Consider the following 16549-nt stretch of genomic DNA (forward strand, 5'->3'; position numbering starts at 1 on the left):
TATTTAAGCGGTTAGGAACAGATTTTTATCACTTGAAGACTTTTAACACGCCTTGAATTGAATTCGATAAAAAGTAATTCAGCAAATCAAGTCAATAAATTTCAGTATAAATCTGAAAATGAATGCATAGCTGTTAATTTTACAGCTTGAAAATAATTAACCTATTCAAACCATCATGAAATCGAGCACAACGCAAGCGACACACACTGGGATGCTTGTAAATTGTGCTGATTCCATTTGACCTCTAAAAAACAAATTATATACAGATGAAATTAGCTGTGGTAGGAGCAACCGGCCTGGTTGGCTCTGAAATTCTAGAAGTGCTGGACGAGCACAATTTTCATTACGACGAATTGCTATTGGTCGCTTCCGAGCGCTCAGTAGGTAAACAGATTGAATATAAAGGAAAAAAACATACTGTCATCGGCTTGGCTGATGCTGTAGCTGCCAAACCACATATTGCTATTTTCTCAGCTGGTGGAAGCACATCTTTGGAGTGGGCTCCCAAATTTGCTGAAGCTGGGACTACCGTTGTAGACAACTCTTCAGCCTGGAGAATGGACCCAAGCAAAAAATTGGTGGTACCAGAAATCAATGCTAAAGAACTGAACAAAGAAGACAAGATCATCGCTAACCCAAACTGCTCAACCATCCAGATGGTATTGGCATTGGAGCCTTTGAGACACCAATATGGGATCAAAAGAATTGTGGTCTCTACCTATCAGTCTGTAACAGGCACAGGTAAAGCAGCCGTAGACCAAATGATGGCGGAGCGCGCAGGTGAAGCTAATCCTCCTATGGTTTATCCTCACAAAATTGACATGAATGTGCTTCCTCATATTGATGTATTCCAGCCGAATGGATACACGAAAGAGGAGATGAAAATGATCAATGAGACCAAGAAAATCTTCAGTGACAACAGCATACAAGTAACTGCAACTACTGTCAGAATCCCTACTATGGGGGGTCACTCTGAATCAGTCAATGTGGAGTTCAACAAAGATTTTGATTTGGATGAGGTAAGAAAATTACTTTCTGAGACTCCAGGAGTAATCGTACAGGATGATCCTGCAAATTTTGTCTATCCTATGCCGATCAATGCGCATAAAAAAGATGAAGTGTTTGTAGGAAGATTGAGAAGAGACGAATCTCAGCCAAACACCCTCAATATGTGGATTGTGGCTGATAATTTGAGAAAAGGAGCGGCTACCAATGCGGTTCAGATCGCAGCTTATTTGGTGAAGAATCAATTGGTATAAATGGACTTCAGAGAGTTTCATACTACTGAATTCCAACAATTTGTGCAGGATCATCTCAGTGAAGATCCTGCACTTTTACTTTTAAAATATCAGCGAAAAACAAGCTTTGACCTAAAGGCAGCTGTTCAACAAATTTCCGCGCGACAAAAAGCTTCAAAAAAGCTCCCGGAATGGGCTGCCAATCCACAAATCATTTTTCCTCCAAGTATTTCCTTGGAACAAAGCTCATCAGAAGAAACCGCCAAAAAGAAGGCTGAAGAACTGAATGGAAAGCTGATGATAGACTTGACTGGAGGTTTTGGGGTGGATTTTTATTATTTAAGCCAAGGCTTTGAAAAAGGAATCTACTGCGAAAATCAGCCTGAGCTTTTCCAGATTTCAAAGTATAATCTAGAGCGATTGAAACCCTCCAAGGGTTCTAATCCCTTGGAGGGTTTAGATAGCAAATTTGCCTTTTTTGAAGGGGATGGTTTGGAATTTTTGGAGAAAACTAAGCTTCATTTTGACCTCATTTATTCTGATCCAGCTAGAAGAGGAAAGGGAAATCAAAAGCTCTACAAGCTAAAAGATTGTCAGCCGGATTTGGTGACAGTTTGGGAAGACTTGAAAAAAAAGTCGAATGAGATTCTCTTGAAATATTCCCCTATGCTCGATATCAGTCAAGCTTGGTCGGAGCTGTCTGAAATTCAAAAAATCACCATTCTTTCTGTGAAAAACGAGGTAAAGGAGCTTTTGCTTCACTGGAAAAAGGATAATACCTCGCCTAAGAAAAAGGTGGTTGCGATTGATTTGGGCGGGAATTTACCGGAGTTTGAGTTTGAAAGGGAAGAAGAAGAACTAGCCCAATCCTCATTTGGAGAAGCAGAAAAATACTTGATTGAGCCTTCCAGTGGAGTATTAAAAGCCGGGGCTTTCAAATTATTCGGATCACGTTTTGGCCTAAAAAAACTGGACTCAAACAGTCACTTATATACATCAGAGAACTTACCTCAAAATATCCCAGGAAAAGTCTTTGAAATACTTGAAGAACTCCCTGCCAAGAAAAATGAGCTAAAAAGCCGATTCCCTTCCAGCAAAGTGAATGTGATTACCAGGAATTACCTAATGGGAACAGATGCCCTGAAAAAGAAAATGGGCTTGAAAGATGGAGGAGAAGATTTTTTAATTGGCACCAAGACTTTGTCTGGGTATAAGCTTTTTTGGTGTAAAAGAGTCTAGTAAACAGTTTTTAGTAGGCAGTATGCATATGGTGGAAATTTCGATCTGAATTTTTATGCCTTATAATGCACTAAAGAACACCTTTATCTTCTCTCCATATCTGAAGTCAGGAAAGGTAGCCTGATAAGCATTTAAAAGTAAAAGGACTTTGTTTCCACTGAATTCGGCAAAAAAAAAAAAGTGAAGGATTACTCCTTCACTTCTTCATAATCGACGTATTCACCGCCTTCTATATCTTTTTTCCGTTTGGCTTCATGAGATTTGGGAATGTAATCAACCGAGATATCTTCTTTAGGCCTTGATTGAGACTGTTGGGCTCTTCTTTGCTCTCGCTCCATCTCCTGAACATGAGCAGCAAACTTGGCCAACTTACTCCGCAAAAAATAGCGAATTAATTGACCCAACAACCAACCAACACCTAAAACTATAATCAGAAATTTTACCAAAACTCTCTTCTTTTTATCCCTTTTAAATTTCAATCAAGGAGTAATATCTCACATGAAATCATCAGCTTTCTCACTTAAGCCTTCAAACTTCTTACCTACTGAGGTACAAGTTTCTCTCCGAATAGATTTTTAAGAAATAATCATCCATCAAATCATCTATGAAGTAAATCGCTTCACCCGTAGACTTCATTTCTGGACCCAATTCCTTATTTACATTCGGGAATTTGTGGAAAGAGAAAACTGGTTCCTTGATTGCATAACCCTTTTTGGTAGGTTTGAATTCAAAATCAGTCACTTTTTTCTCTCCAAGCATCACCTTAGTCGCATAATTCACGTAAGGCTCCTGATAGGCTTTACAGATAAATGGTACGGTTCTGGAAGCTCTTGGGTTGGCCTCAATCACATAAACCTTATCATTTTTGATCGCAAACTGAATATTGATCAAGCCCACCGTTTTGAGAGCTAGGGCAATCTTTTCGGTGTATGTTTCAATCTGACGGATTACCAAATCTCCCAAGTTGTATGGAGGCAATACCGCATAGGAATCTCCTGAGTGGATACCTGCAGGTTCGATATGCTGCATGATCCCGATGATATACACATTCTCTCCATCACAAATCGCATCTGCCTCAGCTTCAATCGCACCTTCCAAGAAGTGATCCAACAAAATCTCATTGTTTGGAATATCTTTTAGCACATTTACCACATGCTCTTCCAGCTCTTTTTCATTGATCACGATTTTCATCCCCTGACCACCTAATACATAACTAGGTCTCACTAGCAATGGGAATCCAATGGTTTTGCAAAGCTCAAGCGCTTCATCCGTGTTATGGATCGTTCCAAATTCAGGATAAGGCACATTGTTTTCTTTCAAAAGCGTAGAGAAAAGACCTCTATCTTCCGCCAAATCCAAAGCTTCAAAGCTGGTACCGATAATCTTGATTCCATATTTATCCAGCTTTTCGGCCAATTTCAAGGCAGTCTGACCTCCTAACTGAACGATTACTCCTTCAGGCTTTTCATGCAGGATAATCTCATAGATATGCTCCCAGAAAACTGGTTCGAAATACAGCTTATCTGCTACATCCGGATCTGTAGAAACTGTTTCCGGATTACAGTTGATCATGATGGTCTCATAGCCCAACTCTTTGGCTGCCAAAACTCCATGAACGCAAGAATAGTCGAACTCAATCCCCTGGCCTACTCGGTTTGGTCCTGAACCAAGTACCACCACTTTTTTCTTATCAGATCTAACTGATTCATTTTCCTCTCCAAAAGAAGAATAATAATATGGCGTCTGTGCTTCAAACTCTGCCGCACAAGTATCTACTAATTTATAGACACGCTTGATACCCATTTCTTCGTAGCGCTTAGTGAAAACTTCACTTTCCAAGCAACCCAATAAATGAGCTATTTGTCGGTCAGCATAGCCTTTCTTCTTCGCCAAATCCATCAATTCGAATGGAATGGTATCAATCTCATATTTTTCAATCTCACCTTCAAGGTGAATCAATTCTTCTATTTGCTTCAAGAACCACTTGTCGATTTTGGTCAAATCCTGAATGGTTCTGAATGAAATGCCCAATTTGAAGGCATCATATACATGGAACAGTCTATTCCAGCTTGGATTAGCCAAGGAGTATAGAATCTGTGCTTGGTCTCTCAACTCTTTTCCATCAGCTCCCAAACCGTTTCTCTTGATCTCTAGGGATTGACAGGCTTTTTGTAAAGCCTCTTGGAAGTTTCTTCCAATTCCCATTACCTCACCCACTGCCTTCATGGAAAGTCCCAATCGACGGTCAGATCCTTTGAATTTGTCAAAATTCCAACGAGGAATTTTCACAATGACATAGTCAATGGATGGCTCAAAATAAGCTGAAGTAGTTCCCGTGATAGAGTTTGGTAACTCATCCAAATTGTAACCTATAGCCAATTTGGCTGCTACTTTAGCAATTGGATACCCAGTAGCTTTAGAAGCTAGAGCAGAAGATCTAGATACTCGTGGGTTGATCTCAATCCCGATGATCTCCTGATTGTCAGGGCTGACTGCAAACTGCACATTACATCCTCCAGCAAAATTTCCGATACTGTTCATCATAGTGATCGCATAATTCCTCATGCGTTGATACACGGTATCCGGAAGGGTTTGAATTGGTGCAACCGTGATCGAATCCCCGGTATGTACACCCATAGGATCAAAGTTTTCGATGGAACAGATAACGATCATATTTCCGATGTTATCCCGCATGACCTCTAGCTCATACTCTTTCCACCCCAAGATACTTTGCTCTATCAAAACCTCATGTACAGGTGAGGCTTGCAGACCTGCACTGAGTAATCTTTCAAAATCTTCTTCTTTTTCAACGAAAGCGCCTCCAGCACCACCTAGTGTATAGGATGCACGGATGATGAGAGGAAATCCAATTTCTTGTGCTATTTCCTTTCCTTGAAGGAATGAGGTGGCAGTAGCTCCTTTACAAACTCCTACCCCAATTTTCTCCATCAATGCTTTAAATTTTTCCCGGTTTTCGGCTGTATCGATAGCATCGATATCCACACCGATCATTCTTACTCCGAAATTTTTCCATATTCCTGCTTTTTCGCAGTCAATGGCCAAGTTTAAAGCTGTTTGACCACCCATAGTCGGTAATACCGTGTCAATGTCCGGGTGATCTGTTAGAATTTTTTTGATGGATTTCTTTTCCAGTGGGAGCAAATACACGTTGTCTGCTGTCACCGGATCTGTCATAATCGTCGCTGGGTTGGAATTGATCAAGGTGACAATGATGCCTTCTTCACGAAGGGATCTGGATGCCTGCGAGCCTGAATAGTCGAATTCGCATGCTTGACCGATGACGATGGGACCTGAACCGATGATGAGTACGTGCTTGATACTACTGTCTTTAGGCATTAGAGAAGGAGGTTGAAGAGAAATTTTTACTTAAGTCCAAATTGGGGCAAAATTAGAAAAATATTCTAAAGGGGCATGGATAAGTTACAATTAAGTCCCCAAAACTGCCAAATAATCTGAAAAAAGGACTTACTAGAATTTTAGCTCAGTCGAAAAAGCAAAAATGTGACTAATCCTAAAACAGTAAGTGTCAGTAAAATCAGAGTCACTCGAAAAAGTTTTTTTCTTAAAATCAGATCACTTTCATTTAATTCTCTGACTTTACCTTCCTTCTTAGCTTTCTCTTCCAGTGCTATTCCAATAGGCAAGCCGATCGCTATGCCTGTACCCACAAAAGCAAAATTCCCCAAAGCCAAACTTAAGGCAATCCCCATAGGAAAGCCCATCAAAATACCGATCATGACATAATAACCTTGAGCCTTTTGCTTTTTGATTTCCATTTTTTAACGCTTAAGCATATACCAATAATTTGGGTCTACCTCAGGTGCAGTTTGACTTTTAATTAGCATAGGCTTCAAGCCTAGATTCACCTTTTGGACTCCTTCTGATGTTCCAATTTCCACAGGCATTTCAAAGTCAATTCCTTTCAAACTCACTTGCCAGCCCTTTTTGCCCTTATTTTTCACCTCCACTTCAGGAAGGGAGGTGGTCAATAAATATAAATCGAAAAACCCACGCAGATCTTTTCCAGAATAATCCAAAACGAAGTTTACAAAATCATCCGAATTAACTCGATTTTGATAAGTAAATCGATCATCACTGGCAAAAGCCTTTAGCATTGGGAAGAATAATTCATCTCCTAGAAAACCTCTCAGTGAGTGCATGATATAAGCTCCCTTCGTATAAATTTCAGGATGATAAGCCTCTTCTTCTGTACTGTTGGGAGGACTTTGTACCGGCTTGGCATGCGGAATATTTCGAAGCTCTGATTTCACTTTTTTCAAATACGCTTCTTCTCCTCCGTGCTCCAGATAAAACAGCCAATCTCCATATGCGGTAATGCCTTCATGAATCCACATGTCTGCCCAATCTCCTACTGAGACTTTATTTCCAAACCACTCATGCCCTAATTCATGATGTAAAAGCCAGTCATATTGAACCTTTCCCATAGGTACAAACTGGAAATTATTCCCATAGGCATTGATAGTCTGATGCTCCATCCCCAAATAAGGGGTTTCTACTACCGCAATTTTATCATCTGGAAATGGAAATGGTCCAAAATACTTTTCATGAGTTTTGACACTTTCCTCCAATACCTGAAGTAATGCCGATGCTTTTCTTTTATTTTCCTGCAAAACATACACTACCAGAGGAACCTGTCTCCCTGATACACTGGTGAAAATGGAATTTTCTTCTTCAAAAACTCCCAGAGTAAAATTGATATTGTAATTATTGATAGGATATTCAGTAGCCCAGTGAAAGGTGGTTTTCTCCTGTCCTTTTTGGGTATCCAATAAACGACCATTAGAGGCTACGAAATAGGGATTTGGCGCAGTGAAATAAAGATCAACTCCCTGACTGGGCTCAGAACTGGGGTGGTCTAATGCCGGCATAAATATTTTTGCTCCTTCTCCTTGAGAAGATAATCCCATCCAATGGTTTCCTAGTCTGTCCTTTTCCCAGGTAAAACCTCCAGTCCAAGGCGGGTTGATAGCTATGGGAGTTTTTCCTGAATAATGTACTGTGACTTGATCACAAGTGCAGTCTATGGGTATAATATCCAATACATCATTTTGATGAGAAAACTTTACCTCCTCCCCATTCATAGTCACTTTGGATACTTCGTATTCATCAATCAATTGAAAACGGAGAGTATCTAATTTCTCAGAACTATCAAAAGTGATGGTATTAGATCCTGCAATAGATTGATTTTCAGGAAAAAGCTCTAGTCTCAACTCATAATGGACTATGCTAAACTTACTTTGGAGCGGGTCCATTGGACCTCCCCAATCCCAATTTTGTGCGAAGGAAAACTGACAACAAAACAAGGTTAAAGAGAGGAGTAGCAGGGATATTCTTTTCATGAAGGAAATATAAGAAATAAGCCTAAGAAGGATAAAGCCTGTAGAGCATCTCCAATAGATGAACCCCAAAATTCCGTGATTTCATTTGAGATACCTTTTTGAACCCATAACGCTCATATAGACTAATGGCAGGATCCAGGCCTGAAGTAGTATAGAGATAAGCTCCTTTGTATCCTTTTTCATTATAGAATTCCATCCACTCTTCCATTAGCTTTTTTCCCAAACCCATGCCTCTGTAAGGCTTTTCCAAAATGAAATATCGAAGTTGGGCCTGTTCATCTTGTCTATGCATCAAAAGTAAAAAACCGACCATTTTTCCGTCTGACTCCACCACCCAGACTTTATCGCGGTTGGCGTCATATTGTCGATAAAACTCCAAAAGGCTGTCCATTACATAGGCTTCGAAACCCAACCCAAAATTATGTTCCTCTGCATAAATTCTTCCGTGCAGAGCGGCTATTTGCCCTAAATCTCCAGGGTTCAGTTGATTCCGAATGAAAATCTTAGCTTCAGTTTCCATAGAAAAATAATTGAGAGCCTATGAAACTACTCAAAATCAGGCAAAAAGAAAACCGCCAAGATATCTTGGCGGCTACTTTTAATTCTCTGCGTAGTTGAAACTATCTACTTGTTCCTTGACCCAATCCTGATACTTGGACTTTCTATACTCAGCCCAATCTTCTTGGTATTTGGACTCGTCAATCAAAAATTTAAATGCTGTCATTGATTTTGGCTTGGTCAAAGCGTTGACTAAATCCTCGGCAAGATTTCTCTCTTTTACCCTTCTATCAATGAAATCCTGCATGATTTGATGCTCTTGAGGAACTTCCATTTTGGTAAACTCCGCGAAATTATCCGGCTCGGCATCAATCTCGTCTAAAATATCCTCTTCGTCGGGAGTCAGATCATAATTGAAATAATCTTCATCATCAGGCATAAAGTGGATTTTCTTTTTGTCGATCTGGTAAAAACAGACCATACCTTTAAGTAATTGGGTAGCAATGAAATCTACCTCTTTTTCTGTAAGCGAAAGCATGGATGGTTTTGAAATATTTTCAGAAAAATAACGAATGTCAGATTCTGGATCAATTATTTTTTAATGTTACAAATCATGCGCCAAACTAGGAACAATTTACTTGACTTCCATCATCATTTTCAAAATTTCTGTATCAAGTTCATGCCCTCCCTCAAATGTGATCTTTTCAATCGATTTACCCAAACTTCTGATCAGTTCCTCCTGCTTTTCAATACTTTCCGGAGTAATCAGTTCATCTTGAGTTCCTAAGACCAATTTCAAGTTTGTTTGGGAAAATTTACCTCTCGCATCCTCTAATTTCATATCATGTGCAAAGCCTCCTGCCCATAATATCAAGGAGTCCACTTGCCCAGACCATCTGCTAGCCCATCTGGTTGCAGTTGCAGCACCTTGAGAGAAACCCAAGATTTTTAACTTTGGCTTCTTTTCAAATTTCATGAGATATGATTCCATCAACTCATCTAGGTATCGATGGTTATTTTCAATCGCTTTTTCCCGCTCATGCCTAGTCATCCAGTTGGCTCCAACTCTCCCTAGAAAATCTTTCAAATAAGCATAATTAGTCCCTTCTGGAGCTATAAATAAGCGGTTTCCGTCAAAAAAGGGCTGGAATTTTCTGATAAAAAACTCAGCCAATTGCCCGTAGCCATGGAAAAGCAACCAAATTTCCTTTTCCCGAAAATCAGGCTCCTTGGAAACTACATAATGAGCCTCATATTCAAATCGTATACTTTTTTTCAAAATCTAGCCTTTCAGATCATTGAATTTAAGAGGAAGCAGATTTTCTACTCCATCTATGCGGTAGATTTTCCCATCAGCTCTCAAAAAAAGCATTTTTATGGCCTGATTAAACCGGTTTTCTACTTCGTTGATGGTTTGCCTGCAGATCCCGCAAGGGGAAACTACCGCCCACTGATCCTCTCCCGCTCTTTGTGCCACTACTGCCATCATAATTGGAGCAGATTGAGGATAATTAGCTCCTGCATAGCCTAAAACCAGTTGCTCGGCACAAACTCCTGCAGGGAAGCTGACATTTTCCTGATTACTGCATTGAAGCATGTTTCCATTTTCTAAAAGAACTGCCGCTCCCACTCGAAAAGAAGAATAAGGAGCATAGGCAGCTTGACTGATAGCTTTTGCTTTTTCCACCAATGCCTGCTCTTGTGGATCTAAATCTGAAAAATCCAGAATTTCTAAATAACTCTTTACTTCTATTTTTTGCATGTAATGAATTGCTTGGGGGAAATCGAACGAGTAAATTAATGAATTGTTCACCAAAATCTGGAATTCTCCCTTTTTCCTGCGAGTTTTATCAGGAGAACTCAAATTTTACCCATGCATAGTATTTTGATTTTAGGAGGCGGAAAATCCTCCACTTACCTCATTGATTATCTTGCTGACACTTGTCAAAACAAAGACAGGAAATTGATTTTAGCAGACCTGGATGAAAAAGCAGCTTTGGAAAAGCTCAAAAACCGCCCCAATACTTTTGCAAAATCTTTGGATGTTTCCGATCCTGAAAAAAGAAAATCGCTTATTCAGGAATCCGACCTGGTGATCTCCATGCTTCCTGCCTTTATGCACCCAACAATTGCCAAAGACTGTTTGGATTTAGGCAAGCATTTTTTCTCTGCCTCCTATGAATCTGAGGATTTGAAAAAGATGGCTTCAGAGATCAGTGAAAAAGGATTGTTTTTTTTGAATGAATGTGGCTTGGATCCAGGAATAGATCACATGTCTGCCATGAAAATTATTGATGAAGCAAAGAAAAAAGGGCATCAAATCACCTCTTTCAAATCCTACTGCGGAGGACTTCTTGCACCCGAATCGGAAGATAATCCCTGGAAGTATAAATTCACCTGGAACCCAAGAAATGTGGTATTGGCAGGTCAGGGAACTTCGCGTTATATAGAAAAAGGAGACCTTAAATTCATTCCTTATCATCAACTTTATAAGAGGCTGGAATCCATACATTTTGAAGGATTGGGAGATTTTGATGGCTATGCCAACCGGGATTCCTTAAGCTATAGAAAAGTATATGGTCTGGAAAATATCCCAACCTTGCTGCGAGGAACTTTAAGAAGGGCCGGTTACTGCAAAGCTTGGAATGTATTCGTTCAGTTGGGGATGACAGATGATAGTTTTGAGGTGAATTTTCCTGAAAACAGTACACTGCGGGATTTCATCAATGCATTTTTACCCTATGACTCTCAACTTTCCGTGGAAGAAAAACTAGGAGAGTTGATCCAAGATTTGGACTTCCCAACCTTTGAAAAATTACAATGGCTGGGATTTTTTAGTGATCGAAAGCTGCCAAAAACATCCGGAAGTCCCGCCTCCTTACTTCAAGCAATTTTGGAAATCGATTGGGCTTTGGGGAAAGAAGATCGGGATATGATCGTGATGCAGCATTTGTTCGAACTAGAAACTGATCAAGGAAAAGAGATGCTCACATCAAGTTTAGTCTGCTTCGGAGAGGATTCGACCTACACCGCCATGGCTAAAACTGTAGGATTACCCCTCGCTATTGCGGTGGATTTATTTTTGGATGGAAAAATAAAACTAAGCGGATTGCATCTACCCATCCTCCCAGAAATCTACCTACCCATACTGGAAGAGTTGGAAAAAAGAGGGATAGTATTCCAAGAAAAATCTGAATTCCAGCCATAGACCGGAGTTCAGATTAAGGATTCCAATCAGCAGGCGGAGCTACTTGGGCGCCCGGAACTTCCCTGCAATCGTCGGGAATAATAGCTTTATTTTGTCGGAAGGTTAAATCATTCTGATCGATATAGATTCTCCTTACCGTCTCTGCGCCTACTATAAAGTAACCTAAAACCACTTCTTCAGGATTTTCCAAATTAATCATATTACCACGAATACTAGCAGGAGGAGGATCAAATACCGAGCCGCTGATCTCTGTTTGTTGCTTTACCAACCTAAGAAAACGATAGGCCTCTTGTGAAATGCTCATCTGCCTCACATCTATCCGGTAGGTCTTGACAAATCGCAAGCCGTCATCCTCAATAAATGCAACTGGGATCCTAGTAGTTAAGCCATTGAAATTATCATCATTTGCGATGAATATGCTTTGGTTACTGACTTGTTCTGATCTAAAACATGCAATACAACAAGGTTTGGGCTGAGGATCACGACTTGGGTTAGCATCAGATGGTCGAGGGGTAAATAGGTCAGGCCTGGTTTCCAAAACGTAAACTGACGGACCATTTCGCCAGAAGTAGAAGTTATTTTCATCCACAGGATCATTGATCTCTGCTATCAACTGAACTCCCGATCTATCATTCAATTCTCCTTCTACAGGAATCCGAACAGTCTGAACACTGAGGTTATTGATTTCAGGCACTGCATTAACTTTCTCAGGAAAAGAAGTATAGACGGTTCCATCTGGCGTTTGTATCTGCAAGGTGTAGCTTCGTCCAAGCTGGGCAGCAAAATTTTCAGGTGTAAAATAAGCTCCCCTATCATTTGCTGACTCAGCTAGAAAAACTACATTTCCCAAATCATCTCTTACAATAACCGTAGCACCTGTGACTGGCCGTATCAGCCCTTCAAATACAGAACCATAAGTAGCACTTCTTGTCAGTCGAATTACCTGTCTACCCGGCTGTGTGGTAATCATTCCCTCTATGGTAAGCAATTGCTCCCCTTCCCCAACTTCCACTTCATAGGGATCAATGCAGGCCATAGGCAGCATCAAAAGGACGTAAAAAAGCTTTTTAAATACTCTCATCTCAAAACTTAATTGAATAGCTTAAACTTGGTAAAGGAACTCCCAACACTGCCAAACGGAGGGCTTGAGGAGGTGCTCCTGCTTCATCCACAAAAAAGAGAGAGAATGGATTTCTTCTTCCGTATACATTGAGAATGGAGAAAGTCCAATCACCATCGTAGAATTTGCCTTTTCCTTTCAACTTAAAATTCACTGAAAAGTCCAGCCGGTGGAAATCCGGAAGTCTCTGTTCATTTCTTCTGTCGAAGAAAGCTAGATTATTCCCAGAGTAATCAAACTTGGCCTCAGGAAAAGTAACTGGTCTCCCTGTACTGTATCCGAAAGTTGCAGAAATAGAGGTATTGGTGGAAACCTTGTAATTTCCGATCAATGTCAAATCATGAGGCTTATCGAAATTAGAAGCAAACCATTCGCCATCGTTGATCATTTCTTCCTCAAATGGTGTAATTACTCTTCTCAAGCTTCTGGAATAGGTATAGGACACCCAACCTGTCAATCTTCCCAAATTCTTTTTCACATACAACTCAATCCCATACGCTCTGCCCTGTGCAGGAACAAGCTCGGTTTCAATATGATTTTGAAGGATTAGGTTAGCACCATCTTTATACTCCACCACATTTTGAATGTCCTTGTAGTAGACCTCAATAGAAGTCTCGAATATATTCCCCTTGAAATTGTTATAAAATCCCAAGGAGTATTGATCTACGATCTGAGGCTTTAAAAACTCATCACTCAACTTCCAAACATCTGTCGGCGCAATGGTTGCTGTGTTGGAAATTAAATGGATGAATTGATACATTTTGTTGTATCCAGCTTTGATAGAGCTGTATTTGGAAAGCGAGTAGCGAATCGAGCCCCTAGGACCAAGTCCATCATAGGAAATAATGTTTTCACCATCCGCATAGCTTCTTTCCGAAATAGCTGAACCTTCAGATTTGGGTTGGTTTTCGGCATATTGTCTCACCGTCCTTGGTCCCAAATACTGATACATGTCATACCTTAAGCCGTAGGATATCCCAATTTTCTCTCCGAATTCCAGTTCATGCTGAAAATGTACCCCGGATTCCCTACCAAATTCATCCTGCACCTTTTTAGGCAATATTCCAGATTCCTGTTCGCTGGAGGGGATCAATTCACCGGGCTGTATAGTTAAATCTTTGAAGTCACCGCCAAAAGTCAATCTGTTATTTTCTCCGATCTGGTAAGTCATGAATGCCTTAATTCCGAAATCTTGAATTCCTGAATTCAAATCAAAATCATTGATCCCTGATCGATTAAAGATGCTGTAATCATATTGAGTATAATAACCCAACGCCTCTAGGCTCAACTTCTCGCCAAACTTGCTTTTCCACTGAAGAGAGTGAGAATTATTTTTCCAGGAAATTGTAGTATCTGAGGCAAAAGCAAAATCATCGTAAGAGGTGTAATAGCTATAGGTGAATTCATTGTTTTCAGAAATAGGAGCTGAAATCACCAAATTGCCATCATAAAAATTCGCCTGAGAATTATTCAAGTCAGGATTGCTCAAAGCACCTAAAAACCAATTGATATAGGAGCCTCTAAAGCCTCCCCTGACAGATAATTTATTCTTGATAAGCGGTCCATTAACCCCGATTTTTCCAGAAAAATTACTCAACATCAAGTCTCCTCCCCATTTGTCAATACTTCCGGTTTTTGGTAGAATATCCAAAATGGATGAACCCCTGCCCCCGTAGCGTGTTGGGATTACTGACTTGTATAAAGTCACATCATTGACCACATCCGCATTGAAAGAAGTAAAAAGCCCAAAAAGGTGAGTTGGGTTATAAATTGGAGCCCCGGCAAACTGAATTAGGTTTTGATCTGCCCCTCCTCCACGTACATTCAATCCTGCTGCGGCCTCACCAACTTGCGAAACACCTGGAAGCGTAGCCATAGAGCGAATGATATCCACTTCCCCGAGGAATGGAGGGAGTTCCTTGATCGAGTTCATACTCAATGTAATCGCCCCCATATCGGTTGATCGAATATTTTTCTCCGGATCTCTTCCAAAAATAACCACATCGTCCAACTGAAAATCTTCTTGAAGCATCCGAATGGAAATTCTTCCATCTCCTACTGCAACGATGGGATATTTGATGGTCTCATATCCCACATATCTAAACTCCAAAATGTATTCAGCCCGGTCAAGAACTAGTTCAAATCCTCCATTGGAATCAGTGATCCGGGTGACGTTCAATTCAGGTACTGTTACAGTAGCACCTACCAGTGCTTCACCTGTAATCTCATCCATTATTCTCCCTGAGATTTTGATGTTTTTCAATTGCCCAATATCTCTACCGACTACCTCCCTTTTGGGTTGGGTTTGGGTAAAAGCCACATGCGTGAGCAAGAAAAGTATAAGAGGTAAAAGTCGCTTCATAGTCAAATTTTAAAATCCCTCAGGTGTAAATTTGTACATATTCATAGGATATGATCCTGCCAAGGTAATGTCTGGGACTCGCATAATGTATAATACTCCATCTTTGACGAAGTGCCCTACCAAAATACTTTGAGGTAAGCCCGGCATCGGATTTTTGGGTTTCCATGTAAGGGTATTCAGATTAAGCTCCCACAATTCATCTGATCTGCGATAAAGCCCAACATAAGCCTTATCTCCGATTACTCTGCCCATTCCATATCCATCACCCAGTCCGCCTGGATAACTGGAAACTATTTGCCAAGAATCGCTGGATGGAGTATAGGACCAAACTGATTTATCTTTCCCGATTACATAGGCTCTCCCTTGATAGATAAAGTGAGCATTTTCTGCATTGAAATTCTCAGGAGGTGTTCCTAGCGAACTCCAAACTTTGGTTACAGGATTATACTTTCTAAAAGATGCCTCATTACTTTGCTTAGTTCCCAAAACATAGAGCGTGGAGTTAATTTCAAAAGCTAAAGACTCCCTACTTTCAAAAGGTAAATCACCCAATTGTTCAAAACCAGAGTCTGTAATCCTCCAAAAGCTGGAATTTATGACAATGGGATTTCCAAGTCTGGCAGTTCCTCCACCAATATAGTTGTCCGTGAAAAAAGCATAAGACCTTGGAGAGCCGGGGAATTCCACTCTATCCCAAGTTTTAGTTGCTATATCATATCGCTGGAAATATTCTAATTGAAAAAGTCTTCTTTCAGACCCTAAACCTATATGAAGACCTGAGTTTCTCTGGAAAAACACATTGTCGTAAACCTTTATTTCCTGAGGAAAAGCGGTGATTAATTCATAAGTACCTACTCTATATTCAAATTTTTCAGGAAACTCTACTACATTATTTTGAACCTGAATTTTGATAGGAACCGTCACACCATCCTTAGGGGCAGGTATTCTTACCCGAATTCTGCTTTCTAGGGTAATGCTGATGATTTGAGCTTCCACAGAGCCAAAAAACACTTTGGTGTCTTTGGTGAAGTTTCTTCCGATAATGGTCATCTCCTGTCCAGTAGCCCCAAAAGCGGGACTAAATGACTCCAGACCAACCGGTAAAGTCCGAACTTCAAGTACATTTCCGAATTCATCTCCTGCGCCGGTATTGAAAAATGATTTGGCATAATAGAGTTGATTAACTTCCAAATCAGATACTTGCCCGATAAACCTTCCAGGGCCATCCTTTGCCCCTAAAGACAAGATGATGGGCGATGCAAAATTAGGGTCTTTAGAAAGGTAAAAACCATGATCCTGAACCTGCACGGATTGATTACTGATTACCCTTCCCAAAAGTCGAACTTGCTCACCACTGGCATATAGTATTTCTTCAGTGACTACAAATGTGGTTTCATTTTCTTCGGTACAGGCCCATCCCAAAAAAAGCATTGCTAAACAGCAAAGAGACAGAATTTTTTTCATAAAACTGGGGTAGCTAATAAGTCTCCAAAAATAGAGAAA

14 protein-coding genes are annotated in these 16549 nt (G+C 40.4%); 3 read left to right on the forward strand and 11 right to left on the reverse strand.

Annotation, left to right across the window (positions count from 1 at the left end):
• Positions 1-266 precede the first annotated feature (266 nt).
• Complete coding sequence (locus tag B2906_RS03190) at positions 267-1259, forward strand: aspartate-semialdehyde dehydrogenase (protein ID WP_219957038.1); 993 nt, start codon at positions 267-269, stop codon at positions 1257-1259.
• Positions 1260-2477, forward strand: a complete 1218-nt coding sequence (locus B2906_RS03195; protein ID WP_286935580.1) for a class I SAM-dependent methyltransferase — start codon at positions 1260-1262, stop codon at positions 2475-2477. It begins immediately after the preceding gene.
• A gap of 188 nt (positions 2478-2665) precedes the next feature.
• Here the strand turns inward: B2906_RS03195 and B2906_RS03200 are convergent, their stop codons facing one another.
• The 8 genes from B2906_RS03200 to B2906_RS03235 form a co-directional block, all read right to left on the reverse strand.
• Complete coding sequence (locus B2906_RS03200; RefSeq protein WP_091653039.1) at positions 2666-2923, reverse strand: DUF4834 family protein; 258 nt, start codon at positions 2921-2923, stop codon at positions 2666-2668.
• Positions 2924-3014: 91 nt separating this feature from the next.
• The gene (gene carB / locus B2906_RS03205) at positions 3015-5834 is read right to left on the reverse strand and encodes a carbamoyl-phosphate synthase large subunit (RefSeq protein WP_286935584.1); all 2820 of its coding nucleotides are present in this window, start codon (positions 5832-5834) and stop codon (positions 3015-3017) included.
• A 140-nt stretch (positions 5835-5974) separates the two neighbouring features.
• Positions 5975-6274, reverse strand: a complete 300-nt coding sequence (locus tag B2906_RS03210; protein WP_219957041.1) for a hypothetical protein — start codon at positions 6272-6274, stop codon at positions 5975-5977.
• A 3-nt stretch (positions 6275-6277) separates the two neighbouring features.
• On the reverse strand, positions 6278-7858 hold the full coding sequence (locus tag B2906_RS03215; RefSeq protein WP_286935591.1) for a M1 family metallopeptidase: 1581 nt from the start codon (positions 7856-7858) through the stop codon (positions 6278-6280).
• A 22-nt stretch (positions 7859-7880) separates the two neighbouring features.
• Entirely contained in the window at positions 7881-8378 is a 498-nt protein-coding gene (locus tag B2906_RS03220) for a GNAT family N-acetyltransferase (RefSeq protein WP_286935592.1), read from the reverse strand.
• Between the two features lie 78 nt (positions 8379-8456).
• Positions 8457-8894 (reverse strand): UPF0158 family protein, encoded by a 438-nt coding sequence (locus B2906_RS03225; protein ID WP_091652528.1) that lies wholly within the window; start codon positions 8892-8894, stop codon positions 8457-8459.
• 96 nt (positions 8895-8990) lie between these two features.
• Entirely contained in the window at positions 8991-9635 is a 645-nt protein-coding gene (locus tag B2906_RS03230; RefSeq protein ID WP_286935593.1) for an alpha/beta hydrolase, read from the reverse strand.
• A 3-nt stretch (positions 9636-9638) separates the two neighbouring features.
• Complete coding sequence (locus B2906_RS03235) at positions 9639-10118, reverse strand: cytidine deaminase (RefSeq protein WP_219957045.1); 480 nt, start codon at positions 10116-10118, stop codon at positions 9639-9641.
• A gap of 111 nt (positions 10119-10229) precedes the next feature.
• On the opposite strand from B2906_RS03235, the gene B2906_RS03240 reads away from it, so the two are divergent.
• The gene (locus B2906_RS03240; protein ID WP_219957046.1) at positions 10230-11564 is read left to right on the forward strand and encodes a saccharopine dehydrogenase C-terminal domain-containing protein; all 1335 of its coding nucleotides are present in this window, start codon (positions 10230-10232) and stop codon (positions 11562-11564) included.
• 13 nt (positions 11565-11577) lie between these two features.
• Here the strand turns inward: B2906_RS03240 and B2906_RS03245 are convergent, their stop codons facing one another.
• Genes B2906_RS03245 through B2906_RS03255 form a run of 3 tightly spaced genes read right to left on the reverse strand, consistent with a single transcriptional unit; the run spans position 11578 to position 16510 of the window.
• Positions 11578-12645, reverse strand: coding sequence for a DUF4249 domain-containing protein (locus B2906_RS03245; protein WP_219957047.1), 1068 nt, complete (start codon positions 12643-12645; stop codon positions 11578-11580).
• A gap of 1 nt (position 12646) precedes the next feature.
• Complete coding sequence (locus B2906_RS03250; protein ID WP_219957048.1) at positions 12647-15046, reverse strand: TonB-dependent receptor; 2400 nt, start codon at positions 15044-15046, stop codon at positions 12647-12649.
• 9 nt (positions 15047-15055) lie between these two features.
• The gene (locus B2906_RS03255; RefSeq protein ID WP_219957049.1) at positions 15056-16510 is read right to left on the reverse strand and encodes an IPT/TIG domain-containing protein; all 1455 of its coding nucleotides are present in this window, start codon (positions 16508-16510) and stop codon (positions 15056-15058) included.
• Between the last annotated feature and the right edge of the window lie 39 nt (positions 16511-16549).

This window comes from Algoriphagus sp. UBA3586, assembly GCF_002376385.1.
GTDB classification, from domain to species: Bacteria; Bacteroidota; Bacteroidia; order Cytophagales; family Cyclobacteriaceae; genus Algoriphagus; species Algoriphagus ornithinivorans.